Source organism: Brachybacterium saurashtrense (genome assembly GCF_003355475.1).
Taxonomy (GTDB): domain Bacteria; phylum Actinomycetota; class Actinomycetes; order Actinomycetales; family Dermabacteraceae; genus Brachybacterium; species Brachybacterium saurashtrense.
In genome coordinates, this window is sequence record NZ_CP031356.1 from 2,708,408 (window position 1) to 2,734,017 (window position 25,610).

The 25,610-nt window shown below is 72.8% G+C and carries 24 protein-coding genes; 10 read left to right on the top strand and 14 right to left on the bottom strand.

Translation table 11 applies throughout. From position 1 onward, the window contains the following. The first annotated feature begins 29 nt into the window (after positions 1-29). Complete coding sequence (locus DWV08_RS12210; RefSeq protein ID WP_162801566.1) at positions 30-1,544, top strand: hypothetical protein; 1,515 nt, start codon at positions 30-32, stop codon at positions 1,542-1,544. A gap of 113 nt (positions 1,545-1,657) precedes the next feature. After that, on the top strand, positions 1,658-2,125 hold the full coding sequence (locus tag DWV08_RS17140) for a glutaredoxin family protein (protein WP_115414048.1): 468 nt from the start codon (positions 1,658-1,660) through the stop codon (positions 2,123-2,125). A 153-nt stretch (positions 2,126-2,278) separates the two neighbouring features. On the opposite strand, the gene DWV08_RS12220 is transcribed toward DWV08_RS17140, so the two are convergent. Beyond that, the gene (locus DWV08_RS12220; RefSeq protein ID WP_115414049.1) at positions 2,279-3,142 is read right to left on the bottom strand and encodes a phytanoyl-CoA dioxygenase family protein; all 864 of its coding nucleotides are present in this window, start codon (positions 3,140-3,142) and stop codon (positions 2,279-2,281) included. Positions 3,143-3,215: 73 nt separating this feature from the next. On the opposite strand from DWV08_RS12220, the gene DWV08_RS12225 reads away from it, so the two are divergent. Then, positions 3,216-4,055 carry a helix-turn-helix domain-containing protein gene (locus DWV08_RS12225; RefSeq protein ID WP_162801567.1) on the top strand — a complete coding sequence of 280 codons (840 nt, stop codon included), beginning with the start codon at positions 3,216-3,218 and terminating at the stop codon, positions 4,053-4,055. Continuing rightward, positions 4,052-4,582 (top strand): AAA family ATPase, encoded by a 531-nt coding sequence (locus tag DWV08_RS12230; protein WP_115414051.1) that lies wholly within the window; start codon positions 4,052-4,054, stop codon positions 4,580-4,582. The genes DWV08_RS12225 and DWV08_RS12230 overlap by 4 nt, the downstream gene beginning before the upstream one ends. Positions 4,583-4,665: 83 nt before the next feature. On the opposite strand, the gene DWV08_RS12235 is transcribed toward DWV08_RS12230, so the two are convergent. The 8 genes from DWV08_RS12235 to arfA form a co-directional block, all read right to left on the bottom strand. Further along, the gene (locus DWV08_RS12235) at positions 4,666-5,190 is read right to left on the bottom strand and encodes a hypothetical protein (protein WP_115414052.1); all 525 of its coding nucleotides are present in this window, start codon (positions 5,188-5,190) and stop codon (positions 4,666-4,668) included. Between the two features lie 216 nt (positions 5,191-5,406). Next, on the bottom strand, positions 5,407-7,092 hold the full coding sequence (locus DWV08_RS12240) for a ribonuclease J (protein WP_115414053.1): 1,686 nt from the start codon (positions 7,090-7,092) through the stop codon (positions 5,407-5,409). Between the two features lie 280 nt (positions 7,093-7,372). Next, a complete protein-coding gene (locus DWV08_RS12245; RefSeq protein WP_115414054.1) occupies positions 7,373-7,903 on the bottom strand; it encodes an SRPBCC family protein in 531 nt (176 codons plus the stop codon). After that, positions 7,900-8,274 (bottom strand): ArsR/SmtB family transcription factor, encoded by a 375-nt coding sequence (locus DWV08_RS12250; RefSeq protein WP_115414055.1) that lies wholly within the window; start codon positions 8,272-8,274, stop codon positions 7,900-7,902. Before DWV08_RS12250 ends, DWV08_RS12245 begins: the two co-directional genes overlap by 4 nt. Before the next feature lie 165 nt (positions 8,275-8,439). Further along, positions 8,440-9,372 carry a dienelactone hydrolase family protein gene (locus DWV08_RS12255; RefSeq protein ID WP_115414056.1) on the bottom strand — a complete coding sequence of 311 codons (933 nt, stop codon included), beginning with the start codon at positions 9,370-9,372 and terminating at the stop codon, positions 8,440-8,442. 55 nt (positions 9,373-9,427) lie between these two features. Further along, complete coding sequence (locus tag DWV08_RS12260) at positions 9,428-10,276, bottom strand: sugar phosphate isomerase/epimerase family protein (RefSeq protein ID WP_115414057.1); 849 nt, start codon at positions 10,274-10,276, stop codon at positions 9,428-9,430. 89 nt (positions 10,277-10,365) lie between these two features. Beyond that, on the bottom strand, positions 10,366-12,006 hold the full coding sequence (locus DWV08_RS12265) for an alpha-N-arabinofuranosidase (protein WP_115414058.1): 1,641 nt from the start codon (positions 12,004-12,006) through the stop codon (positions 10,366-10,368). 80 nt (positions 12,007-12,086) lie between these two features. Then, positions 12,087-13,607, bottom strand: coding sequence for an arabinosylfuranosidase ArfA (arfA, locus tag DWV08_RS12270; RefSeq protein ID WP_115414059.1), 1,521 nt, complete (start codon positions 13,605-13,607; stop codon positions 12,087-12,089). A 298-nt stretch (positions 13,608-13,905) separates the two neighbouring features. Between arfA and DWV08_RS12275 the strand changes: the two genes are divergently transcribed. The 3 genes from DWV08_RS12275 to DWV08_RS12285 all read left to right on the top strand — a co-directional run bounded on the left by DWV08_RS12275 (position 13,906) and on the right by DWV08_RS12285 (position 16,426). After that, on the top strand, positions 13,906-15,045 hold the full coding sequence (locus DWV08_RS12275) for a LacI family DNA-binding transcriptional regulator (protein WP_241237229.1): 1,140 nt from the start codon (positions 13,906-13,908) through the stop codon (positions 15,043-15,045). Next, positions 15,042-15,845 (top strand): thymidylate synthase, encoded by an 804-nt coding sequence (locus DWV08_RS12280; protein ID WP_115414060.1) that lies wholly within the window; start codon positions 15,042-15,044, stop codon positions 15,843-15,845. Before DWV08_RS12275 ends, DWV08_RS12280 begins: the two co-directional genes overlap by 4 nt. Positions 15,846-15,931: 86 nt before the next feature. After that, positions 15,932-16,426, top strand: coding sequence for a dihydrofolate reductase (locus DWV08_RS12285; protein ID WP_115414061.1), 495 nt, complete (start codon positions 15,932-15,934; stop codon positions 16,424-16,426). 54 nt (positions 16,427-16,480) lie between these two features. Here the strand turns inward: DWV08_RS12285 and DWV08_RS16810 are convergent, their stop codons facing one another. The 5 genes from DWV08_RS16810 to DWV08_RS12310 form a co-directional block, all read right to left on the bottom strand. After that, on the bottom strand, positions 16,481-16,621 hold the full coding sequence (locus tag DWV08_RS16810) for a hypothetical protein (RefSeq protein WP_162801568.1): 141 nt from the start codon (positions 16,619-16,621) through the stop codon (positions 16,481-16,483). Between the two features lie 71 nt (positions 16,622-16,692). Beyond that, on the bottom strand, positions 16,693-17,991 hold the full coding sequence (locus DWV08_RS12295; RefSeq protein ID WP_115414063.1) for an FAD-dependent monooxygenase family protein: 1,299 nt from the start codon (positions 17,989-17,991) through the stop codon (positions 16,693-16,695). A gap of 121 nt (positions 17,992-18,112) precedes the next feature. Further along, positions 18,113-19,021, bottom strand: coding sequence for a carbohydrate ABC transporter permease (locus tag DWV08_RS12300; RefSeq protein ID WP_115414064.1), 909 nt, complete (start codon positions 19,019-19,021; stop codon positions 18,113-18,115). Then, complete coding sequence (locus DWV08_RS12305; RefSeq protein ID WP_115414065.1) at positions 19,018-19,968, bottom strand: carbohydrate ABC transporter permease; 951 nt, start codon at positions 19,966-19,968, stop codon at positions 19,018-19,020. Before DWV08_RS12305 ends, DWV08_RS12300 begins: the two co-directional genes overlap by 4 nt. A 121-nt stretch (positions 19,969-20,089) precedes the next feature. Next, positions 20,090-21,454, bottom strand: coding sequence for an extracellular solute-binding protein (locus tag DWV08_RS12310; protein WP_115414066.1), 1,365 nt, complete (start codon positions 21,452-21,454; stop codon positions 20,090-20,092). Positions 21,455-21,837: 383 nt separating this feature from the next. On the opposite strand from DWV08_RS12310, the gene DWV08_RS12315 reads away from it, so the two are divergent. From DWV08_RS12315 to DWV08_RS12325, 3 genes are all read left to right on the top strand, one after another. Continuing rightward, a complete protein-coding gene (locus DWV08_RS12315) occupies positions 21,838-22,860 on the top strand; it encodes a LacI family DNA-binding transcriptional regulator (protein ID WP_115414067.1) in 1,023 nt (340 codons plus the stop codon). Positions 22,861-22,990: 130 nt separating this feature from the next. After that, on the top strand, positions 22,991-24,664 hold the full coding sequence (locus DWV08_RS12320) for a xylulokinase (RefSeq protein ID WP_115414068.1): 1,674 nt from the start codon (positions 22,991-22,993) through the stop codon (positions 24,662-24,664). A 148-nt stretch (positions 24,665-24,812) separates the two neighbouring features. Beyond that, the gene (locus DWV08_RS12325; RefSeq protein WP_115414069.1) at positions 24,813-25,532 is read left to right on the top strand and encodes an L-ribulose-5-phosphate 4-epimerase; all 720 of its coding nucleotides are present in this window, start codon (positions 24,813-24,815) and stop codon (positions 25,530-25,532) included. Positions 25,533-25,610 lie beyond the last annotated feature (78 nt).

Genomic DNA, 25,610 nt, shown 5'->3' on the forward strand with positions numbered 1-25,610 from the left:
AGCGGGACGGCAGGGAAGGGGAACGAGCAGTGAACGACCGAGGACTCGCACGCGGGACGCGGCCCATCGCCCGCAGGACCTTCTCCGGCGCCGCAGCGCTGACCCTGATCGGCGCGCTCGGCGCGTGTACGGGCGAGGGCCGCGCCGACGTGGTGCTCGTCGGTCGGACACCGACCTCCACGGTGCTGCCGGACGACGATATCGTCGCGACCGCCCTGGCGCTGAGCACGACCCTGTTCGACGCTGCCGACGTCGCCCTGGTGGCCGCCGAGGAGGACGCCGTCGGCGCGCTCGCGCCACTCGGTGCCGAGACGGGTCTCCCGCTGCTGGTCGGTGCCGGGACGGAGGTTGCCGAGGAGCTCTCCCGCCTGGGCGCCCGCACCGTGGTCACCATCGAAGGGGCGGACCTCTCGGCGCTCGGCGGCGAGATCGAGGTACTGGCGATCGACCCGGCATCGCGGGACCTCGACCTCCCCCAGGTCGGGTATGAGCACCACCCGCTCCCTATCCTGCTGTGCCTGGACCCGTCGGCCGACTCCCCCGGCCGAGAGCTCGCCGCCGCCGTCGTCACCGGCGCCGGGGGCGAGGTGACAGATATGCCCGGCGGCGACGCCGGACGCAGCCACACGACGATCGCCGCGATCCGCAAGACCGCGGGCGAGGACCCGTCGGTCGGCGTGCTCGCGCTCGGGGAGAGCTTCGGCCAGCCCGAGGACTGGGCACCCGCGCTCAAACGGGTCCTGGCCGCGCCCGAGCTGCCCGGCGGCGGGACCACCGCCTTCCCTGGCCGCCGCATGATCGCCGCCTACGGCTCCCCGGGGACGCCCTCCCTCGGCGTGCTCGGCGAGCAGGACCTGCCCGCGACGATCACGCGCGTGCAGGAGCTCGCCGCCGAGTACGAGGGCCTCGGTGAGGAGCCGGTGGTGCCGGCGCTCGAGGTGATCGCCACGGTCGCCGACTCGGATCCGGGGCCCGACGGGGACTACTCCCGCGACCTGCCGGCCTCGGCGCTGCGCGAGTGGGTGGACGCCGCCGGCGACGCCGGGGCGTACGTGGTCCTGGACCTGCAGCCTGGCACCACGGACTTCCTCACCCAGGCGCGGCTGTTCGAGGACCTGCTCACCGCGCCGCACGTGGGCCTCGCCCTGGACGCCGAATGGCGGCTCGCGCCTGGGAAGAAGCACCTGGCGCAGATCGGCTCGGTCACCGCCGCGGAGATCAACGAGGTCTCCACCTGGCTGGCGGACCTCACCGAGGAGCACTCGCTGCCGCAGAAGGTGCTGATCCTGCACCAGTTCGCCGGCTCCATGATCCGCGACCGCCAGGACGTGGACACCTCGCGCCCCGAACTCGCGATCACCCTGCATGCCGACGGACACGGCACGCCCGAGGACAAGCTCGGCACCTACCAGGCGCTGCAGCAGGGACTGCCGGACGGGATCGCGATGGCATGGAAGAACTTCTACGACGAGGACTCGCCGATGCTCACTCCCGAGGAGACCTTCGCCATCGAGCCCCGGCCCTGGTTCGTCTCCTACCAGTGAACCCGGGAGGCACGGGGGCGGCGAGTCGTTCAGGCGCGCCAAGCGTGCGAATCGGTCGGGCCCGGCGCTCGGAGCGTTCCCGTCGGCGCTCCTCCCGCGCGTAGGCTGGCGTCATGTCTCCTCCGCAGCGGTGGCCCCTCCTGCTGATCGCCGCGGGCGTGCTGGCGATGGCCGTGACCATCGGGGTCGATGATCTGCGCGGCGGCCTCGTCGCCGGGGCGCTCGGCCTGCTCGCCGTGGGTGCGCTCGCCCTGTGGTGGGGTCGCCGCGGGCGCCACACGCCGTGGCCCCGCGCCGAGGCCCTGCGCGCCGAGGGCCAGGCGGTGGTGCTGTGGAAGCCGGGGTGCATGTACTGCGAGATGCTCCTGCTCCAGCTGCGCGACGATCCCCGGGTGACCTGGGTGAACGTGTGGCGGGACGAGGCCGCGAATGCGCAGGTGCGGGCCGTGAACGGCGGGGACGAGCTCACGCCCACGGTGCTGATCGGCGACGAGGTGCTGCGCAACCCGAGCGCGGCGACGCTGCGGGAGCACCTGGCCGCGGCGGGGACGGCGGGCGGGAACGGCGGCGCGGACGACTGACCGCCACGGCGCGCGGCCGACGGCGCCGATCCCGGCGCCCGCGCCAGAAGTGTCGGATTCTGAGCCACATCGGCCCGGTTCTTGGCTCAGAATCCGACACTCCGCGCCGTCGACCACTCCGCGCCGTCGACCACGCCGCCCCGTCGGCCGCTGTCAGTGGTTGATCGCCACCCAGCCCTCGCCGCACTGGCCGCCGTACTCGGACTCCTCGATCCGCACCTCGTCGCCGTGCGCGTCGAGCAGCGGCTGGTAGGAGGCGGCCACCTCGCGGCTGCCCTCGGGAATGTAGTGCAGGATCAGCGAGCGCCGGTAGCGGTCGGTGCTGGTGTTGGGCTGCGAGCCGTGCACCAGGCTGCCGTGGAAGATCAGCATGTCGCCGGCGCGCATGTCCGTCTGCACCACGCGCAGGTGCTCCGGGATGGCCACGGTGATGGTGGTGAAGGACTCGGCCGGGTCCGCCTCCTCCGGGCACTCGATCTCGTAGCGGTGCGTGCCGGGCACCACGCCCAGCGCCCCGTTCTCCCCGTCGCAGTCGTCCACCGCGATCCAGGCGGCGATGCAGGTCTCGGGGTGGGTCTGCAGGAAGTAGTTGTCCTGGTGCATGGCCTGGCCGCGGGCGCCGGCGGGCTTGAAGTAGAACATCGACTGCGCCGCCCAGACGGGGCCGACGGCCTCGGCCACGCGCCCCATCACGCGCTGCTCGAGCAGCCAGCGGCGGGCCATCCGCCCGGGCTCGTGGTCCCCGCGGTGCGGCTGGATCATGCGCGGGTACGCGCGCAGCGGGTCGCCCTCGGGGATCTCGTGGAAGGCGCCGCCGGTGCCGTCGGTCTCGATGTGGGAGGTGAAGGCCTCGCGCAGCTCCGCCACCTCCTCGTCGCGGAGCACGCCGCGCAGGTGCACGGCGCCGCCCTGCGCGTAGGCGGCGGCGAGGGTGGCGGGGTCGACGTCGGCGTCGAGGATCGCGAGGTCGAGGGCTTCGGCGCCCTCGGTGGCGGGGGTGGTGTTCGTGAGTGTCATGCTGTCAGTCTGGCCACCTGCACAGTGCAGGACCAGGCGGACGAAGGGCGCACACATGGACGATCCTGCTGCCATGAGACAGGTGGCGGCCACCGAGGTGCCGCCGCCGGGCACCGAGCGGGTGCTGCTCGGCGAGCTCGAGCAGGATGCCGAGTACCGGGTGCGCCGCTCTCACGGCACCACCGACTGGCTGCTGCTGCACACCGTGGCCGGGGCCGGCATCGTGCACGGGGCCGACGGCACCGCGGTGCGCACGCACCCGGGCCGGGCCGTGCTGCTGCGGCCGGACACCCTGCACGACTACGGCACCGATCCCGCGGCCGGCCGCTGGCGCCTGCTGTACTGCCACGTCCACCCGCCGGCGCCCTGGCTCGCCCTGATGGACTGGCCGCAGGCGGCGCCGGGCCTCGGGGTGATCGACCTCGGCACCGAGCTGGACCTGCGGGTGCGCCAGGCCCTGCGCACCGGCGGCCGCGCCGCACGCCTGGGCGTGGGCCGGCCGGAGCTGTTCGCGCTCAACGGCGTGGAGGCGGCGCTGCTCTGGTACGACACCCGCGCCCCGCACCGGCGCCTGCTGGACGAGCGGGTGCTCGCGGTGCTCGAGCACATCGACGCCCATCTCGCCGAGGAGCTCGACGTCGAGGCGCTCGCCCGCCTCGCCCACCTCTCCCCCTCCCGGCTCTCCCACCTGTTCACCGCCCAGGTGGGCACCTCTCCGGCCCGGTACGTCGAGGCGCAGCGCCTGGAGCTGGCGGCACGTCTGCTGGAGATGACCCAGGACCCGGTGGCGGAGATCGGCCGACGAGTGGGCTTCCGCGATCCGCTGCACTTCTCCCGCCGGTTCCGCGCGCGGCGCGGGGCCAGCCCGTCGGCCCACCGCGCACGGCATCGGGGCGGGACAATGACGGGATGAGACGCTCTCGCGTGCACGTCCTGGGAGCCAGCGGCTCCGGCACCACCACGCTCGCGCGGGCCCTCGCCGACCGCTGGTCGGTCCCTCATGCGGATGCCGACGACTACTTCTGGCGGCCGACGACGCCGCCGTTCACCCACAAGCGCGAGGTCGCCGAGCGGGTGGCCCTGATGCGGCAGCTGTTCGTGCCGCGCGAGGCCTGGGTGCTCTCCGGCTCGATGCTGGGCTGGGGCGACGAGATCGTGGCGCAGTGCCAGGCGGTGGTGTTCCTGACGCTCGATCCGGGCGAGCGCATGCGCCGGCTCGAGAGGCGCGAGGACCTCCGCGCCGAGGACCGCCCGGCCGACCCGGAGGCCCGCGCGCGGTTCCTAGACTGGGCGCGCAGCTACGACGACCCGGGCTTCACCGGCCGCAGCCGCTCCCATCACGAGGCCTGGCTGCGCCGGCTGGAGGTGCCGGTGCTGCGCCTGGACAGCGCCCACCCGGTGCCCGCACTGCTCGACAGCGTGCTGCGCTGGGAGCCGTGAGAGCCGGGGGCGCGAGAGCCGGGTGCCGTGCGGGGCGGGCGTCGTGCGGGGAGGGCGTCGTGCGGGAGGTGCACACTCCCCGCTCACCCCGTGGGCGGCACCTCGAGCACGAGCTCGCTCTCGGGCGGCCAGCAGTACTCGTCGTCGCAGCGGAAGCCGCGCAGCCAGGGCACGCCGTCCACCACGCGCAGGTAGAAGCCCTTCGGGTAGTCGTGATCCTCGACGAGGGGCGAGGAGAGCACATGGAGGGCGCCGCTGGGCACCTTCCCGGCGGAGAGCACGCTGTCCGGAGCGTCCTCCTGTGTGGTGAGGGCCAGGCGCAGGTACGGGCCCGTCGACGGCGGGCAGGGACGCAGACCGCAGCGCCCCGCCGCCTCGAGCAGCTGCGGCAGGGTGCCTCCCTGCGGGAGCCCCAGCGCCGCGACGGTGCGGCGCGCGAGAGTGACGGCCACCGGCTCACGGCCGTCCACGCGGGGGTCTGCGAGGAGGGTGCGCGCATGCGCGTTCAGCGCCACGCCGGCTGCCGCGAGCTCGGCCTGCAGGGGATCATGGGCCAGCCCGCCCACGGCGAGGGTCATCGTGGACGGTGGCGGGGCCGGTGCGGTCATCACCCCATCATCCCCCGCGGGAGGGCGAGATGCCCGGGCACCCCAAGGGTCGGATCGGCGCACCGACGCGGGCCCCGCACAGCATAGTCCCGGCACGACACAGCCCCGGCACTGCGCCGCCCCGGCACTGCGCATCCCCCGCACGGAAATGCCGGATTCTGAGCCACTCTCGGGGCGAAAGTGGCTCAGAATCCGGCAGTTCTGCGGCGCCGGGACTCAGGCGTCGACCACCACGGCCATTACGGCGGGCTCGCGGCGGTAGGTGCGGCGCAGGTAGCTGCTCACCGTGTCGACGATGATCTCCTCGATGTCGGCGATGTCCTCGATCTTGTCGGTCTTCGCGCGTGCGAGGGCCTTCTCGACCTGGGACTGGGCGCCCTCGAAGGTGCGCTTGTCGTGCACGAAGCCCTTGGTGAGGAACTCGACGGGCTCGACCGGCTTGTAGGTCTTGGGGTCGATGAGCGCGACCACCGTGACCACACCGCCGCCGGAGAGCATCCGGCGCTCGGCGAGGGTGTCCTCGGTGGCGGCACCGATGGTCTGGCCGTCCACGTAGACCAGGCCCGCCTCGACCTTGCCGGAGATCTTCGCCTGACCGGCGATCAGATCCACCGTCACGCCGTCCTGGGCGACCACGATGTTCTTCTCCGGCACACCGGTGCGGCGGGCGAGCTCGGCGTTGGCGTGCAGGTGCTTGGACTCGCCGTGCACCGGCATCACGTTCTTCGGGCGCACGATGTTGTAGCAGTACACGAGCTCGCCGGCGCTCGCGTGGCCGGAGACGTGCACCTTCGCGTTGCCCTTGTGGACGATGTTCGCGCCCAGATCGGTGAGCTTGTTGATGATGCCGTAGATGGCGTTCTCGTTGCCGGGGATCAGCGAGGAGGCCATCAGCACGGTGTCGCCCTCGCCCACCTGGATCTGGTGGTCACCGTTGGCCATGCGGGCCAGCGCCGCCATCGGCTCGCCCTGGGAGCCGGTGCAGATCAGGGTGACCTTGTGGTCAGGCATCGACTGGATCTTGCGGAAGTCGACCACGAGGCCCTTGGGGATGTCGAGGTACTCGAGATCGCTGGCGATCTTCATGTTGCGCACCATCGAGCGGCCCACGAAGGCGACCTTCCGCCCCGCGGCGTGGGCGGCATCGAGCACCTGCTGGATGCGATGCACGTGACTGGCGAAGCTGGAGACGATCACCCGACGCGGCGAGGTCATGAACACCTGGTCGATCGCGGGGTTGAGATCCCGCTCCGACATCGTGAAGCCGGGCACCTCGGCGTTGGTGGAGTCGGTGAGGAACAGGTCCACGCCCTGCTCGCCGAGGCGGGCGAAGGCACGCAGGTCGGTGATGCGGCCGTCCAGCGGGAACTGGTCCATCTTGAAGTCGCCCGTGTGCAGCACCGTGCCGGCCTTGGTGCGGATCGCGACGGCGAGGCTGTCCGGGATGGAGTGGTTCACGGCCACGAACTCGAGGTCGAACACGCCCGCGCGGTGCTTCTGATCCGCTTCGACCTGGATGGTCTTCGGGGTGATGCGGTGCTCCTTGAGCTTCGCGGTGATGAACGCGAGCGTCAGCTCGGAGCCGATCAGCGGGATGTCCGCCCGCTCCTTGAGCAGGTAGGGGACGCCGCCGATGTGGTCCTCATGGCCGTGGGTGAGGACGATGCACTCGATGTCGTCGAGGCGGTCGCGGATCGAGGTGAAGTCCGGCAGGATCACGTCGATGCCGGGCTGGTGCTCCTCGGGGAACAGCACGCCGCAGTCCACGATCATGAGCTTGCCGGCGTGCTCGAACACGGTCATGTTGCGGCCCACCTCGCCCAGGCCGCCGAGCGGCGTGATGCGCATGCCGTTCTTGGGCAGGCGGGGCGGGGCGGTGAGCTTCTGGCGGGGTGAGGGCATGAGTGAGTCTCTCTGGTCGAAGGGTCAGGGCAGAGGTCTGGAGGTGCGACGCGCGCGGAGCCGGAGCCCGCGGCAGCGGTCACACCCTCCCAACGTACGCCAGGTGAGCCTCAGAACCGCATCGGTGCCGAATAGACCACGTTCCCGTGGCGGGTCGCGGGGTGTCGAGGCGGCCGACGGGCGCGGGGCCGCCGACCGGCGCAGCGCGACCGACGGGAACGGGGCGGCTGACGGGCGCGAACCCGTCGGCCGCGGTGTTCGTCGGCCGCGCCGCGAGGGCTCAGCCCTCACGCACCTCGACGTCGCCGCCCTCGAGCAGGGCGTCGAGCTTCTCGTAGCCCTCGTTCACCCCTACCTCCATGCCGCTCTCGAGCATCCCGGCGCGCGCCTCGAAGGAGTCCAGCAGGGACTGGCTGTGCATGCGGGTCCAGCCGTCGCCGAGGTCCTCGAAGGTCATCGTGTCCAGTGAGACGCCATCGGGCCAGCCGTCGAAGGTGAAGGTCTGGACGAGGCGGTCCTCGCGCACCTCGTGGAAGCTGCCGTGGAAGGAGTACTCCTCCTTCGTGGCGCGGTCGATGTTGGTGAAGGCCCAGGAGCCGCCGGTGCGGGCGTCCCAGCGGTCGATGCGGGTGTCGAGACTCTTGGGGCCGACCCAGCGGGCGTAGATCTCGGGGTCGGTGTGGGCGCGGACGAGCTGGGCGGCGCTGGCCCGGAAGTCGCGCGTGATGCGGATCAGCGGCAGGTCGGGATCCGCCTCGATGACGGCGGTGGTCAGGCGATCTGCGGTGGCCGGGCGGTCGGCGGCGGTCATGGTGGTCCCTCCGGGGAGTCGGTGCTGCGTGGGGTGCTGCTCGGGACGGGGTCCTCGAGCTGCTGGAGCACCTCGTCGAGGCGGGAGTAGCGGGCCTCGGCGGCGGCGCGGTGGCGGTCGATCCAGTCGGTCAGCTCCCCCAACACCTCGGCATCGAGGTGGACGGGGCGCCGCTGTGCGTCGCGCCGGCGGGTGACCAGGCCGGCGGACTCGAGGACCGTGAGGTGCTTGCTCACGGCCTGCAGTGACATGTCGTACGGGGCGGCGAGCTCGCCGACGGTGGCGTCACCGAGGGTCAGGCGCGAGAGGAGGTCCCGCCGCGTGGGGTCGGCGAGGGCGGCGAAGGCCCTCGAGAGGCTGTCGGCGTCCATCGCCCTCCTTCTCAACCTTTCGGTTGACAACAGGGACACTACTCCTGCACGCGCGCGTCGTCAACCTTGTGGTTGAGCACTTGTGTCCTGCGAGGTCAGGGCGCCGCAGGCGGGACTGGCGTGCGAGGACGGGATGCCCTGCGGGGCTGCCGCGACAGCCCGGGGTCAGCCCGCCAGCCGCTCGCGCAGCGCCTCCAGCGAGCGCTCCGCCCGGAACTCGTGCCCGCCCTCGTGCAGCACCAGCTCCGGAGGGACGGCGCCCTGCGCCTCCCACACCGGCCCCAGCCGCGCGAAGGCCTCACGGGTGGCGGCGATCGGGAAGATGTGGTCGCGCTCCCCTGCCTCGATCACCAGCGGGCGCGGGGCGATGAGCGCGGCGATGTCCGCCATCTCGAGCCCCGGCAGCAGGCCGGGGACGATGTTGCACGGGCAGTGCCGGATCGCGGCGATGCTCGCCTCGAAGCTGCAGAAGTAGCTCGCCACCAGCGCCGCGCCGACCGAGGTGTCGACCGCGGCGAGCATCAGGGCGACCGCGCCGCCGCCCGAGCCGCCGACCACCGCCACCCGGGCAGGGTCCACCCCGTCCACGCCGCGCAGCGCGGTGACGGCCGCGCGGGCATCGGCCACCCGTCGCCCCAGCACCGGGGTGCCGTGCAGCAGGTGGCCGGCGGCATCGATCCCGCAGGAGTTCTCCGCCTCCTCGTAGGGTGCGGCGCCCTCCGGGCGCGGAACACGGCGACGTCCGAAGCTGACCATCTCCGGGCACAGCACCGTGATCCCGGCCCGCACCAGCTTGTGGGCGAGGCCGTCGTGGAAGCCGTCGGCCGGGTCCGTGCGCACCAGGTCGTCGATGCCCCGGCCGTGCCCCGCCACCAGCACCACGCCCGCGCCGGTGGCGGCCGACGGGTCGGGGCGCAGCAGGAATGCCGGGATCGGCGCCCCGTCGGGGCCGAGCAGCGCCACCTCCTCGGGCACCCCCGACGCCCCCGCCGCCGGCGGCGCGAGCGGCGCGGCGAGCGCGCCCGCAGCGGGGTCACCGAAGCGGTCCGGGCCCAGCAGTGTGTGCAGGCGGTGACGGAGGGCGTCAGGGGTGGCCATGGGGTGGGTCTCCTCGTCGGCGGGCGGTGGTGGCGGTCGATCCCCCACCGGCCCGTTACCCCACCGCCACAGCCCGCTCCAGCCGGGCCGCGATGTCGGTGAGGACCTCGTCGACGGGCCGTTCGGCGAGCTCGGCCAGGAAGGGCTCCACCTTGACGGGGCCGGTGTACCCGGCGGCGCGCACGGCGCCCAGGAAGCCGGGGAGGTCGATCACGCCGGTGTCGTAGGGCAGGCGACGGTCCAGGTCCATCTGCTCGTCGCGCTCGCGATCGGCGCGGGCGTCGTTGATGTCCACGGAGATGATGTCCGCGTCGGTGAGGCCGGCGAGGTCCTCGGCGGTCTCCCCCGCGGTATACCAGTGGTAGCTGTCGAGGATGAGGCCCAGGTTGCTCGCGCCCGTCTCCGCGATCAGCTCGCGCATCTCGCGCAGGGAGTGCACGAAGGGGAACCGCTCGGTGGACCAGAGGGTCTTCGGGCCGATGTACTCCAGGCCCAGGCGCAGGCCGTGATCGGCGAGGATCTCGGCGACCAGGGACAGCCTGCCCAGGTGCAGGCGCCAGTTCTGGCGGTGGTCGAGCTGCTCGTGCATCGGCCGGATCCAGGTGCCCAGGCGGGTCACGCCCGCGCTGCGCAGCAGGGTGAGCGCCTCGGGCAGGGCCATCAGCTGCTCGCGGAACTCCGCGGCGGGGGCGTCGAGGGCGATGGGGAGTCCTCCCATCCCCCACTCCAGGCCGCGCTCGTGCACCGCGGCGGCGTGCTCGGCGACGGCGTCGGCGCCGCCCAGGGCGCGCAACGCCTCGAGGTCGGGATCGACCCCGCCGAACCCGTGACGGGCGGCGAGGTCGATCGCGGTGGCGTGGTCCAGGGTGAGGCCGAGCGCTCCGGCCGAGAGGTTCGAGAACATCCCCCGAGCCTATGCGGAAAACGCCCTCCCGCGGTGAGCCGGGTCACGACGTCCACGCCTCGGGACGTCGCGGCCCGGCCCCTGCCGCCTCACTCCCCCAGCTGCAGGCGCACCGTCGCGAAGGAGTGCGGCGGCAGGGTGATCTCGAGCCCGCGCTCGTGCTCCCGCACGTCCGTCAGCGGCGCGGGCGCGACGGCGTCCGGCTGCTCGGGGGTGTTGTGCGCGGCGGTGCTCGCCCCGGTGAGCACGGTCGCCTCGTGGCCGGTCACCTCGCGGCCGCGCAGGTCCAGCACCAGAGTGCGGGGCGCGGAGGCGTCGAGGTTGGACAGCGACACCAGCGCGGCATCCTCCTCCTCGCGCAGGGACGCGGAGGCGGAGACCCGCGGCAGCGGGCGGCCGTCCACCTCGGTGACCTCCTCCGGCAGCAGCACGTGGGCGGCGAGCGCCCGGGCGTCCTGGTGCGCGGCGTTCATCGCGAACACGTGGTAGGTGGGAGTGAGCACCAGCGCACCGGACTCCGGATCGGTGAGGATCATCGCCTGCAGCACGTTGACGGTCTGGGCGATGTTGGCCATCAGCAGGCGGTCCGCGTGACGGTGGAAGCCGTCGAAGTGGATGCCCGCCACGAGCGCGTCCCGCACGGTGTTCTGCTGGTAGAGGAAGCCGGGGTTCGTGCCGGGCTCCACGTTCCACCAGGTGCCCCACTCGTCGAACACCAGGCCCACCTTCTTGTGCGGGTCGTAGTGGTCCATGACGGTGGCGTGCCGGGCCACCAGCTCCTCGGCGCGGGCGGCGCGGGAGAGGGTCAGGTACCACTCCTCGTCGCTGAAGTCGGTGGCGTCGCCCTTGTCCTCCCAGGGCCCGGTCATCGTGTAGTAGTGCAGCGAGATCGCCTGGTAGGGGCCGGCGGCGCCGTCGCGGCGCTCGAGGTTCGTCGCGGCGCGCATGAGCGCCTCGGTCCAGGCGTAGTCGTCCACGTTCGCGCCGGCGGCGATGCGGGTGACGCGATTGCCGCCGTGGTCCCGCACGTAGGTGGCGTACTGGCGGGCCAGGGCCGCGTAGTCCTCGGCGCGCATGTTCCCGCCGCAGCCCCAGGCCTCGTTCCCGATGCCGAAGAAGGGCACCGTCCAGGGCTCGTCGCGGCCGTTCTCGCGCCGCAGGGAGGCCATCGGGGAGTCGTCGGCGCGGGTGAGGTACTCGATCCAGTCGCTCATCTCGGCCACGGTGCCGGAGCCCACGTTGCCGTTGACGTACGCCTCGGTGCCCAGCAGCTCCACCAGGTCCATGAACTCGTGGGTGCCGAAGGAGTTGTCCTCGACGATGTCTCCCCAGTGTGAGTTGACCATCCGGGGGCGGTCCTCGCGCGGGCCGATCCCGTCGCGCCAGTGGTAGTCGTCGGCGAAGCAGCCGCCGGGCCAGCGAAGGTTCGGGATGTGCAGGGCGCGCAGCGCCTCGACCACGTCGTCGCGGATCCCGCGGGTGTTCGGGATCTCGGAGTCCTCGCCCACGTAGAAGCCGCCGTAGATGCAGCGGCCCAGGTGCTCGGCGAAGTGGCCGTAGAGGTGGCGGGAGATCGTGGCGCCGGGCAGGTCGAGGTCGATGACCACGCGGGCGGGGCCGTCGGTGCGGGCGGCCGACGGGCCGGTGGAGCCGGAGGCGCGGGAGCCGGGCGTGGTCGCGGTGAGCGCGGAGGTGAGGTCGGCGGCGAGGGTGGGGACGGAGTCGGTCATGGGTGCTCCTGGAGCGAAGGTGCGGACGCGGGTGCGAGCGGGGGCCGACGGGCCGGCAGGTCCGTCGGCCCCCGAGGGGATCAGGCCGAGCGGCGGGCGAGGCGCACGAGCGACCACGAGATCGCCGGCAGCGCACCGACCAGACGGCCGCCCTCGAGGCGCACCGAGTCGTTGGCCTGCGGCGCGACGGTGTCCGGGGCGTCCTGGGTGTTGGCCGCGTAGGGGTCCTCGTGGTAGAGGGTCAGCGCCTCGACGAGGTCCAGGTCGCCGAAGGCGGAGAGGTCCGCGTCCAGGGCGAGCTCCGCCTCGGCGCCGCGGTTGACCACGAACACGGCGAGCTCGCCGGTCTCCTCGTCCCAGGTGGCGACGGCATCGGCCGCGGAGCTGGTGCCGAAGCGGGCGTTCTCGAAGGTCGGTGCCGCGAGCCGCACGTCGAGCACCTCGCCCTTCGCATGCTGCGAGGTGAGCGCGAAGGGGTGGAAGGTGGACTGCTTCCAGGCCTCGCCGCCGGGCTCGGTCATGATCGGCGCGATCACGTTGACCAGCTGGGCGAGGGAGGCCGAGGCGACGCGGTCGCTGTGGCGCAGCAGCGAGATCAGCAGGTTGCCGAACACCACCGCGTCCTGGGCGCTGTAGACGTCCTCGAGCAGCACCGGCGCGACGGGCCAGTCATCGCCGCTCGGCGGGCGGGACTCGGCCCGGTGCTGGTACCAGATGTTCCACTCGTCGAAGCTGATCATGATGCGCTTGTCCCGCTTGAGCTTGGCGCGCACGTGATCGGCGGTGGCGACGACCGAGTCGATGAAGTGGTCCATGTCGTCCGCGGAGGCGAGGAAGGAGGCCTGGTCGCCGTCCTTCTCGGAGTAGTAGGCGTGGGCGGAGATCATGTCCACGTGGTCGTAGGCCTCGGTGAGCACCGTGTTCTCCCAGGCCCCGAAGGTCTCCATCTGCGAGCTGGAGGAGCCGCAGGCGATGAGCTCGAGCTCCGGATCCTCCTGGCGCATCGCACGCGCGGCCTCGGTGGCGAGACGGGCGTACTCCTCGGCGGTCTTGTGGCCCGTCTGCCAGGGGCCGTCCATCTCGTTGCCCAGGCACCACATGCGGATGCCGTGGGGCTCGGGGCTGCCGTTCGCGGCGCGCTCGTCCGACAGGGCGATGCCGGCGGGGGCGTTCGCGTACTGCAGCACGTCCAGCGCCTCCTCCACGCCGCGGGTGCCGAGGTTCACCGCGTACATCGGCTCCACCTCGGCCTTCTTCGCCCAGGCCATGAACTCGTCCAGCCCCACCGTGTTCGGTTCGGTGGAGTGCCAGGCGAGGTCGTGACGGGCGGGGCGCTGCTCCACCGGGCCCACGCCGTCCTCCCAGCGGTAACCGGAGACGAAGTTGCCGCCCGGGTAGCGCACGGAGCTCACGCCGAGCTCGCGGGTGAGCGCGAGGACATCGGTGCGGAAGCCGTCCTCGTCGGCCGCCGGGTGGTCCGGCTCGAAGATGCCGGTGTAGACGCAGCGGCCGAGGTGCTCGACGAAAGCGCCGAAAGTACGGCGGCGCACGGGGGCGACGCGGAAGGCGGGGTTCAGAGTGAGGGTGACCTGCGATGACATCGGTGTCTGCATCCTTCGGAAGGGAGGGGGCACCGGTGCGTGCGCAGCGATGCGCCGCCCGGATCTACAACGTTGCAACACAGCCTTCCACAGGTGACGTACCGCGTCAACGCCGTTCTGCGGTCCGCCGGGCTTCCGGTCCACCGGTCCACCGGTCCACCGGGCTGCCGGGCTGCCGGTCCGCCGCCGGCCGCCCACGTCCCGTCCCGTCGGTGAACACCACCGACCGTCGCCTCCGCCGCCCCGCACTCGGTCGGCCCGGCCCCTTCCTCGCCCTCGCGGTGCGAGAATCGACCCCATGCCCCCTCGTTCCTCCTCCGGCCAGCGACGGCCGCCCGCGCTCCGCGATGTCGCCGAGCTCGCGGGCGTCTCGATCAAGACGGTCTCCAACGTCGTCAACGACTACCCCCACGTGCGCGAGTCCACGCGCGAGAAGGTGCGCGAGGCGATCCTGCAGGTGGGCTACCGCCCGCAGGTCGCGGCCCAGCAGCTGCGCACCGGCGCCAGCGGGATGATCACCCTGGCGGTGCCGTCGCTGGACTTCTCGTACTTCTCGAACCTCGCCCAGGCGTTCATCGACGAGGCGCAGGAGCGCGGGAAGACGATCCTGCTCCACTCCACCTCCGGCGGCCGGGAGGCGGAGCGGACCGTGCTCGAGGGGTTCAAGCGGGTGCTCGGCGACGGGGTGATCTTCAATCCGCTGATGCTCGAGGAGGAGCTGTTCGCGCGGATGGAGCGCACCAGCCAGCCCACGGTGTTCATCGGCGAGCACCTGCCGGAGAACCTCCCCCAGGGCAGCGACTACGTGCGGATCGACAACGTCGCCGCCGCCTTCGACGCCACCTCGCACCTGATCGCCCAGGGCCGTCGGCGCCTGGCGTTCATCGGCGCGATCGACACCGCCCAGGGCAAGCAGCCCCACTCCTCCGGCACCATGCGGCGCGACGGCTTCCTCGCGGCGCTGGCCGCGCACGGGCTCGACGACGAGCCGGCGCGCATCCAGGTGGTCGAGGACTGGCGGCGGGAGGACGGCTTCGACGGGGCGCGCGCCCTGCTGGAGCGCCATGAGGACGTGGACGGGATCGTGTGCGGCAACGACGATCTCGCCACCGGCGCGCTGGCGATGCTCCGCCGGCTGGGGCGGCGCGTCCCGGAGGACGTCGCGGTGATCGGCTACGACGACACCCCCGACAGCGCGTTCTCGATCCCCGCACTGTCCACCATCGCGCCCGACAAGCACACCCTGGCCGCCACCGCCCTGGACCTGCTCACCGAGCGGATCCAGGGCTACGACGGCCCGCCGCGCACGATCGACACCCCGTACGCGCTCGTCGTGCGGGAGTCGACGGTGCCGGGCGCGGGCCTCGACGCCGGCGCGCCACCCGCGACCGCTCCGTCCTCCCTTTCCGCCCCCGACCTCGAGGAGCTCCCCCGGTGACCATCCCCACCCCCTACGAGGACCTGCTGCGCGAGGTCATGGAGACGGGGCGCCCCAAGGGCGACCGCACCGGCACCGGCACTCGCAGCCTGTTCGGCGCGCAGCTGCGCTACGACCTCTCGCAGGGGTTCCCGCTGATCACCACCAAGCGGGTGCACACCCGCTCGATCATCGTGGAGCTGCTGTGGTTCCTCCGGGGCGACACCAACGTCGGCTATCTCCACGACCACGACGTCACCATCTGGGACGAGTGGGCGGACGAGAACGGCGATCTGGGCCCCGTCTACGGCGCGCAGTGGCGCTCCTGGCCCACCCCCGACGGCGGCGTGATCGACCAGATCACCGACGTGGTCGAGGAGATCCGCACGAACCCGGAGTCGCGCCGGCTGATCGTCTCGGCCTGGAACCCGGCGGACATCCCCCGGATGGCGCTGGCCCCCTGCCACGCGCTGTTCCAGTTCGAGGTGCACGACGGGAAGCTCTCCTGCCAGCTGTACCAGCGCAGCGCGGACCTGTTCCTGGGGGTCCCGTTCAACATCGCCAGCTATGCACTGCTCACCCACATGCTCGCCCAGCAGACGGATCTCGCGGTGGGCGACTTCGTGTGGACCGGCGGGGACTGCCACATCTACGACAACCACGTCGAGCAGGTCACCCGCCAGCTGGCCCGCGCGCCGTACCCCTACCCGGAGCTGCGCCTGCACCGCCGGCCGGACTCGATCCTCGAGTACGCGCCCGAGGACGTCGAGATCGTCGGCTACCAGCACCACCCCGGCATCAAGGCTCCGGTGGCGGTGTGAGCGCGGCCGACGGAGTCGGCGCGACAGCCGTCGGGCGGGCGCCCGTCAGGCCGGCGGCCGACGGGACGCGAGCGCCGCGGATCGGCATGATCTGGGCGCAGGCGCGCGGCGGGGTGATCGGCGCCGGCGGCACGATGCCCTGGCACCTGCCGGAGGACCTGAAGCACTTCAAGCGCACGACCTCCGGCTCCCCCGTCGTGATGGGGCGGCGCACCTGGGAGTCCTTCCCGCCGCGGTTCCGCCCCCTGCCGGGGCGCACGAACATCGTCATCACCCGCGACGACTCCCTCGAGATGCCGGGCGCAGTGCGCGCACGCTCGCTGCCGGAGGCGCTCGAGCTCGCCGCGACCGAAGCGGGCCCGTCAGGGACCACCTGGGTGATCGGCGGCGGCTCGATCTACGCCGACGCGGTCGAGGTCGCCGAGCTGCTGGTCGTCACCGAGATCGACCTCGAGGTCGACGGGGACACCCTCGCCCCCGCGATCCCCGCGGAGTTCGCGGTCACCGCAGCCGATCCCGCGCAGGGATGGCACGAGGCCGCGAACGGCCTGCGCTACCGGATCCTCACCTTCTCGCGCTGAGGCGCCTTCCTCCGGACACGTCGACGTCCCGGGCACCACGTCATATCCAGCCCGTCATGCCGACGACGAGGAGTGGCGCGCCGCGAGATCCGCGGCGAGCTCGCCGATCCGCCTGCGGGCGGCGGGGGCGAGCACCTCGATGTGGTCGCCGCACCGGAGGAGCTGTCGCACCGCGTCGAGGTCGGGACTGACCACGACGCTCGTGCGCATTCCGCCCCCGGCCGTGGCGATCTCGCGGAGGCGGGTGCCGAGGATCCGGACGGCACTTACCTGTGGGTCTCCCCCGTCGACTGACCGGCGCCGACGAGCGAGCCGGTCGCCGGCAGCTCCTCGACCACCGCGCCGTCCACCAGCATCTCGGCGTCGGGGATCTGCGCGTCGCGGGAGGTGGTGATCTCCCAGGCGCGGTCCAGCAGCGCGCCGAGCAGGCGGGGGAAGCGGGCGGCGAGGCCGTCGGCCCCGTCGTCCGTGAGCATGTCCCGCAGCGCGACCGCGCCGACCGCGGCCATGGTCATGCCCTGCCCGTACAGCGGGGTGAACATCACGGCGGAGTCGCCGATATGGAGGAGGCCCTCGGGCCCGTCGGTCGTCTCCTCCCACAGCTGGCGGTGGGCACCCGCGGCCTTGGCGGCGGACGACTGCCCCACCGGCTCCGCGCCCTCGAGGGCGCTGTCCAGGGCGTCGGCGAGCTCCCGTTCGGGCTGCAGCGCGACCAGGTCCAGGAGGCCGGCGAGGTCGACGGGCGGCTGGTGGCGGGAGGTGCCGGCGACGGCGAGGACGTGCTCCCCGTCCCCGCAGGGCTCGAGGTCGATCGTCAAGGGACGGCGGCTGCTCGCCGGGGCGGAGAGCGACTCGGTGCCCTCGGGCAGCGCGCCCTCGCGCAGGCGCAGGCGCTGGCAGGTGTAGGCGACGTGGACGCGGGTGCCGAGGGTGCGCGGGCGGGTGCCGCCGAGGCCCTCGACCCAGGTGGCGGCGCGGCTGCTGCGCCCGGCTGCGTCGACCACGAGATCGCCGTGCAGCTCGCCGGCGTCCGTGCCGCGAAGCTGCACGCCGGTCACAGTGCGCTTGTCATCGCTGGTCAGGAGCCCGCCGACGGCGCCCTGGACCGCTTCGACGCCGGGCAGGGCGAGCACTCGGCGGCGCACCACGCCCTCGAGGACGGGGCGGGTGATCCACAAAGTGCCGGGCTCGTCGACGCCCGGGGCATCGTGCTCGTCGGCCCCGAGCGGGCCGTCGGCCGCGGCGGGGGCACCTTCGTTCGGGGTCGTCTCGTCGAGCACGGGGTCCGCCTCGCGGGCGGCGCGCGGGACGGCGCCGGCGGCGAGGAAGTCCTCGCGCAGGCCCGGCAGGAGCTCCTCCATCCGCGCCTCGCCGAGGGCGAGCAGTCGGTGGACGGTCCCGCCCTGGGGCACGCCGCGGCGCGGGGCGAAGGCATCGGGCCCGTCGACGGGCAGCGGGTCGCGGTCGACGACCGTGACGCGGGCGCTGTGCGGGGCGAGGGCCGCGGCGGCGAGCAGGCCGGCCATGCTCCCGCCCATCACGATCGAGTGCTCGAGAGTCGTCATAGGCTGCCTCCTGCGGGACGGAGCCGCCGCCCGTCGGCGGCCGTCCCTCCATCCCAGGCCAGGTGTGTGCGGGGAGGCAAACCCATGTGACCTACGCGGCCTCCCCGCTGAACACCTCCTCTCAGGTCCCGGCGATGCCGGTGGTGGCGATGCCCTTGATGATCTGGCGCTGGAAGAACATGAACACCACGATCAGCGGCAGCGCGGCGAGCACGGCCTGGGCCATGTTCTGCGCGTACTGGATGCCGTAGGCGCTGATCACCGTCTGCAGGCCCGTGGGCAGCGTCATGAGGTTCGCGTCGTTGACGACGATGAAGGGCCACAGGAAGTTGTTCCACGCCCCGATGAACACGAAGATCGCCACCGCGCCGAGGATCGGGCGGGACAGCGGCAGCACGATCGACCAGAAGATCCGCAGCCGGCTCGCGCCGTCCATGAGGGCGGCCTCCTCGAGCGCGAAGGGGATCTGGTCGAAGAACTTCTTCAGGATGAACACCATCGGGGCCGCGACCACCTGCGGCAGGATGATCCCCCAGTAGGTGTCCACGAGGTTCAGCGAGAGCATCAGGTGGAACAGCGGCACGATGAGGATCTGGCCGGGGATCATGATCGAGGCGACGATCAGGGTGATCAGCATCTGGCGGCCCGCGAACCGCAGCCGGGACAGCGCGTAGCCGGCCAGTGCCGAGATGGTCACCGTGATGAGGGTGACCGCGGCGGAGGTGAGCAGGCTGTTCCACGCCCAGCGCGGCACCAGCCCCTCGGAGAGGACGTTGATGTAGGCCTGCAGGGTGAAGCCGCTCTCGGGGACGATCGTCACCGGCATCGCCGCGGCCTCGGCCTCGTTCTTGAACGAGGTCAGCGCCGCCCAGAGCACGGGCGTGAGCCAGGAGGCCGCCAGCAGCGCGAGGATCACGAAGGCGACCACGCGGGCGGGGGCAGGGCCGCGCCGCCGCGGCACGGAGAGGCTGAGCGCGGGGGCGTTCACGGTGGGCGCTGTCTTGCTCAGGGTGGGGGTCGCGGCGCTCATGCCTTCACGCTCCGTCGGGAGGAGATCACCATGTAGGCGATCGAGACGATGATGATCAGGAAGAAGAAGATGTACGAGATCGCCGAGGCGTAGCCCAGGCGGTAGCCGGTGAAGCCGACCTCGTAGATGTACAGCAGCACCGGGCGAGTGGTGCCGCCGGGTCCGCCGGCGGTCATCTGGTAGATCTGGTCGAAGACCTTCAGCGAGGCCAGCAGTTGCAGCACGAGCACCAGCACCGTGGTGGGCGCGAGCTGCGGCAGCGTGATGGAGAGGAACTTCCGCCAGCCGCCGGCGCCGTCGAGGGAGGCGGCCTCGTAGAGCTGGTCGGGGATGTTCTGCAGCGCCGCGAGGTAGAGCAGGAAGTTGAAGCCGATGGTCCACCACACGGTGGTGATCACCACGGCGATCATCGCCGTGTTCGGGTCCTGCAGCCAGGCGGGCCCGGCGATCCCGAACCAGCCCAGGAAGGTGTTGATCAGCCCCAGCTGCGGGTTGTACATCCAGTTCCAGAACTGGGAGACCACCGTGGAGGCCAGCAGGAACGGCATGAAGAAGCTCAGGCGCCAGAACCACTGCCCGGGAAGCCCCAGGTTCACCAGCACCGCGAGCAGCATCGCGATGGCCACCAGCGGGATGGTGGACAGCAGCGTGAACCATGCGGTGTTGCCGAGCGAGCTCCACACCTGCGGGTCCCCGAGTGCTTCGCGCCAGTTGGCCAGGCCCACGAACTGGGTGTTCGTGCCGGCGAGGCTGGTGCCGGTGAAGCTCATCCAGAGCCCGTAGACGGTGGGCCAGATGAGGAACAGGCCGAACGCGGCCAGGAACGGCGTGCAGTAGAGCCAGCCGCGGAGGTTCTCGGCGCGGCGCCGACGCACGCGTCCGGCGGAGAGGGTGTCGGCCTTCTCGGTCACCCCGGGCGGGGCGACGAGGCCGTCGGCGGTGGTCATCGGCTGTCTCCTTCGACGAGCGGACGGGCGGGCACTGCGGTGGGGTGCGGGAGGGCGGCGGGTCGGGAGGTCTCGACCTCGGGGCCCGATGGGGCGGGACGGTGGCGCGAATCCATGGCGATCACATCGGCGGGGTCTTGAGCAGCAGGGCGTTGATCCGCTCCACGAACGCGTTCCACCCCTCGAGGGGGTCGACGCGGCGCGCCCAGACGTTCTGCATGTCGTTGCCGAAGTAGGTGTGGAAGTCACTGCCGGAGCCGCTGAACCAGGCCGGCGGATCGTAGATGAGATGGTCCACGGCGTCGGCGTAGTGCGACTGCGGGACCAGCTCGCCGTAGGCCGGGTCCTCGAGCACCGGGGAGTAGGCCGGGATGTGGCCCGCCGCCGCCCACTGGATCGAGTTCTGCAGCAGGTACGCCACCGCGGCGTGCACGCCCCGCCGCCGCTCGGGATCGGGGCTGCTCTGATGGGGCAGCACGAAGGAGTGGGAGTCGGCGTAGGCGACAGGCTCCCCGAAGACGCCGGGGATCATGGTCATGTCGAACGGGACGCCCTGGTTGCGGTAGTTGCCGGACTCCCACACACCGCCGTAGAACGCCCCGGAGCCGCCGGTGGCGAACTCGGAGATGGCGGTGCCGCCGTCGTGGCCGGGGTTCCCGACCTCCCCGTCGATGAGGGAGAGGATCCACTCCGCCGCCTCCACGACCAGCTCCTCCTGGTAGACCATCTTCTCCCCCACGGGCAGCTCGATGGTGCCGCCGAGCTGGGCGTAGTAGGTGGAGAACATGCGCCACTGGTTGGAGCCGTCGCCGAGGTAGCCGAAGGAGAGCCCGTAGCCGCTGGGCGCGTTCGCGCCGAGCTCGAGGGCGAGCGCGCGGAAGTCCTCCGGGGTGTCGGTGGGCATCAGCAGCCCGTCGCTGCCGAGCACTCCCGCCGCCTCGGCGATCTCGGTGTTGTAGTAGAGGACGAAGGGATGGGAGTCCAGGGCGATCGCGGTGAGCGCGCCATCGACCACCATCTTGTCCCAGATCAGCTCCGGGAAGTCCTCCTGGTGGACCCCGAACTCGGCGAACAGGTCGAGGTCCCACTCGTCGAGCAGTCCGCCGGGCGCGTACCCGGGCACGCGGGCCGCGTGCATGACGGCGAGATCGGGCGCGCGGCCGCCGGCCGAGGCCATGGCGAGCTTGGTGTAGTACGGCGCGCCCCAGGCGAGGACGGTCTGCTGCACGGAGGCCGCCCCTTCCGTCGCCATGTAGCCGTCGAGCATCTCCCCCATCGTCACGCCGTCCGGCCCGGACAGCAGGTGCCAGAAGGCGAGTTCGTCGACGGGGCGCGCGGCGGCGCCGGCGCAGCCGGACAGCGCCGCGAGCGAGCCGGCGGCGCCGAGCGCGCCGGCGCCCTGCAGGAGGGAGCGGCGGTTCAGCGAGCCGCCGGGGGAGGACGCCCCGGGACGGTGCTGTCCGGAGCCTCGGGTTTCGAAGATCATGCGCTCCACCTCTTCGTGGGGGCTCTCCGACGGGACGGCGAGCCTGGGAACCTCGTGTTCGCCGCTGAATTTACATCGTTGCAATGTGGTCGTCAACACCTCACCCAGAAGGCTCCGGGCGCGCTCATGCCGACGAGTGCGCGCCCCGCACCGCCGCTCCCGCCGCGCCACCGCACGCCGCCACCTGTCGCCACATGTCGCCGCCCCACCGCGCCGCCGCGCCGCCGCGCACCTGCCACGCGGGCCGACGCCACAGGCGCGGCGCGCCGGAATGCTAACGTTCACAGACGCGGATCGCCCTGGACCGCCGCTCGCGGAGCACTCCTCACCGACAGCCGGACACCTCGGCCGACGGATCCCGCCCAGACCCCCAGGAGGCGCCCATGTCCCCCACCGCGCGCCGCCCCTCGATGGGCGATGTCGCCGCCCGTGCCGGCGTCTCGTACCAGACGGTCTCGCGGGTGCTCAACGAGCCGGAGATCGTGCGGCCGGACACCCGTTACCGCGTGCTCGAGGCGATCTCCACGCTGGGCTACACCCGCAATCGGGCGGCGCGGGCGCTGAAGACGGCGCGCTCCTCCCTGCTGGGCGTGCTCACGGACGATCTGTCGCTGTTCGGCCCGGTGGAGACCACCACCGCGATCGAGTCCGCCGCCCGGGAGGCGGGCTATTCGGTGGTGCTCACCTCGCTGCCGCACGGGCGGCACGGCACCGCGCAGGTGGGGGCCGAGCTGCTGGGGGCGGACGTCGAGGGGATCCTGGTGATCGCCGCGCACGAGGGCATGACCCCGGCGGTCTCCGCCGTCGCGCGCTCCACCCCGGTGGTGGCGGTCTCCGCCCAGCCCCTGGGGCAGGCCGGCGTGGAGGTGGTGGGCATCGACCAGGGGCGCGGCGCGCGCGAGGTGGTCGAGCACCTGCAGCGCACGGGCGCCCGCTCGATCGTGCACCTGGCGGGGCCGACGGACTGGTTCGACGCCCGGGCGCGCCGGGACGGCTTCACCGCCGCACTCGAGGCCCTCTCGCTCGACGGGGAGGTGACGACCCCGGGAGAGTGGACCCCGCGCTCGGGCTACGAGCGCACCACGGCCCTGCTCCGCTCCGGCCTGCCGGACGCGCTGTTCGCCGCGAACGACATGATCGCGATCGGGGCGCTGCACGCCCTGCACGAGCACGGGCTGCGGGTGCCGGAGGACGTCTCCGTGGTGGGCTTCGACAACACCCTCGGCGCCGAGTTCCTGATCCCCTCGCTCACCACGGTGGCGCAGCCCTTCGCCGAGGTGGGGCGGGCGGCGCTGCGCCACATGGTCTCCCTGCTGGACGGGACCGCACCCGGCGAGGACGCCCCCGAGCCCCTGCCGCCGCGCCTGGTGGTGCGCCGCTCCACCCCGCCCGAACGCACGCACTGACCCCGGGCCCGCCGCGACCGGAGCCGTGCGACCGGGCTCTTGCCCCGACCGTGGACACCCCCTCCACACCGCTGGCAGCACCAGAATGTGAACGTTGACATCGACGCCTCGCGAGTGGTTCAGTGGTGACATGACGCACGACGACGTGACCCCCGCGGGCCGCCCCGAGCCCGCCGCCCTGCTCGCCGCGGGCCGCGCCCACCTGGGCCTGGAGCTCGGCTCCACCCGCATCAAGGCCGCCCTGGTGGACGATGCGGGCGCCGTGCTGGCTTCCGGCTCCCACGCCTGGGAGAACCAGCTGATCGACGACAGCTGGACGTACTCCCTCGCGGACGTGCGCACCGGCATCCAGGACTGCTACGCGGACCTGGCACGCGAGGTGCGCACGCGCCACGGCGTGGAGCTGACGCAGCTGGCGAGCCTGGGCATCTCCGCGATGATGCACGGCTACCTGCCCTTCGCGGCCGACGGCACCCCGCTGGCCGAGTTCCGCACCTGGCGCAACACGTACACCACCGAGGCCGCCGCGGAGCTCAGCGAGGCGCTCGGCGTGAACATCCCGCTGCGCTGGAGCATCGCCCATCTGCTGCACGCCCTGCGCCGCGGCGAGGAGCACGTGCGGGAGATCGCCCAGCTCACCACGCTGGCGGGGTACGTGCACCGCGAGCTCACCGGGCGCTCCGTGCTGGGCGTGGGCGATGCCAGCGGCATGTTCCCGATCGCCGCCTCCGGCGACCGCTTCGACGCCGACCTGCTGGAGCGCTTCGCCGCCCTCGACGGGGTGGCGGAGATGCCCTGGTCGCTGCCGGAGGTGCTGCCCGAGGTGCTGCTCGCCGGGCAGGACGCCGGCACGCTCACCGCCGAGGGCGCCGCCCTGCTGGACCCCACCGGTGCGCTGCGCCCCGGCGCGATCGCCGCCCCGCCGGAGGGGGATGCCGGCACCGGCATGGTCGCCACCCACGCGATCGCCCCCCGCACCGGCAACGTCTCCGCGGGCACCAGCGCCTTCGCGATGGTGGTGCTGGAAGGTCCGCTCTCCGGCCCGCGCGAGGAAATCGACATGGTCACCACTCCCGCCGGGGATCCGGTGGCGATGATCCACACCAACAACTGCACCGGCGAGCTGGACGCCTGGGTGGGGGTGTTCGGCCGCTTCGCGGAGCTGCTGGGTCGCCCGCTCGGCGCCGAGGAGCTGTACGGCCTGCTGCTCGGCGCGGGGGCCGAGGGCGAGGCGGACGCCGGCGGCGTGCTGAGCTATAACTACCTCTCCGGCGAGCACCAGACCGCCGTGCCGTCGGGCCGGCCGCTGCTGGTGCGCGAGCAGGGCGCCCGCCTCACCCTCGAGAACCTGTTCCGCGCCCAGCTGCACGGCGCCTTCGGCGCGCTCGCGGTGGGGATCGAGGCGCTGCTGCACGACGAGGGCGTGCAGCTGGACGTGATGTACGCCCACGGCGGGATCTTCCGCACCGCGGGCGTGGCCCAGCAGGTGCTGGCCGACGCCCTCGGCACCCCGGTCGCCGTCGGCGAGTCCGCCGGCGAGGGCGGGGCCTGGGGGATGGCGCTGCTGGCCGCCTTCGCCGCGCACCGCGCCGGCACCGCACACCCCGCGGCCGACGGGCACGCCGCGCCGCGGCAGGACCACGCCGCCGCGCTCGGGCGGTTCCTCGCCGAGCAGGTGTTCGCCGCCGAGGCGCTGCACACCCTCGCCCCGCAGGAGGCCGGCGCCGCCGGTCATGCCCGCTGGCTGGCCGCCTACCGCGCCGCCCTCCCGGTGGAGCGCCTGGCCGGCGAGCTGCTCGAGTGACCGCCCCCGTCGGCCGGCCCGCCGCCGGCCCCGTGCCCGTCGGCCCCGCGCCGGCCTGCCGGACCACCGCCCGCGCGGCGCCCGCCCGGCCCGTCGTCCCCGCCTCTCCCGCCGCACGCCGGCGGCCCGCCCCCAGCCAGGAGCTGCCATGACCCTCGTCCTCGACGATCTGCCCGCCGCCGCCCAGGAGGCGGTGGCCGCGACCCGTGAGCGCGTCGCCGCGCTGCATGCCGAGCTGCCCCGCAACCAGCTGGTGGTGTGGACCGCCGGCAACGTCTCCGAGCGCGTGCCCGCCACCGACCCGTCGGTGCCCGGCCTGATGGTGATCAAGCCCTCCGGCGTCTCCTACGACGAGCTCTCCGCGCAGAACATGGTGGTCTGCACGCTGGACGGCGCGAAGATCGTCGACGGCACCCCGGATGCCCTCACCCCCTCCTCGGACACCGCCGCGCACGCCTACGTGTACGCGCACATGGAGGAGGTGGGCGGGGTGGTGCACACCCACTCCACCTACGCCACGGCCTGGGCCGCGCGCGGCGAGGAGATCCCCTGCGTGCTCACGATGATGGGCGACGAGTTCGGCGGCCCGGTGCCGATCGGGCCGTTCGCGGTGATCGGCGACGACTCCATCGGCCGCGGCATCGTGGAGACCCTCCGCGGCCACCGCAGCCCCGCGGTGCTGATGCAGAACCACGGCCCGTTCACAATCGGGAAGGACGCCCGCGCCGCGGTGAAGGCCGCGGTGATGGTCGAGGAGGTGGCGCGCACGGTGCACGTCTCCCGCCAGCTCGGCGAGCCGCTGCCCATCGCCCAGCCCCTCATCGACTCCCTGTACGACCGCTACCAGAACGTGTACGGCCAGCGCTGAGGTCGGTCGCACCGACCCGCCGCAGCCACCGCCCCGCCGCCGACCCGTCGGCCCCGCTCCACCCCGCTCAGAGACGAG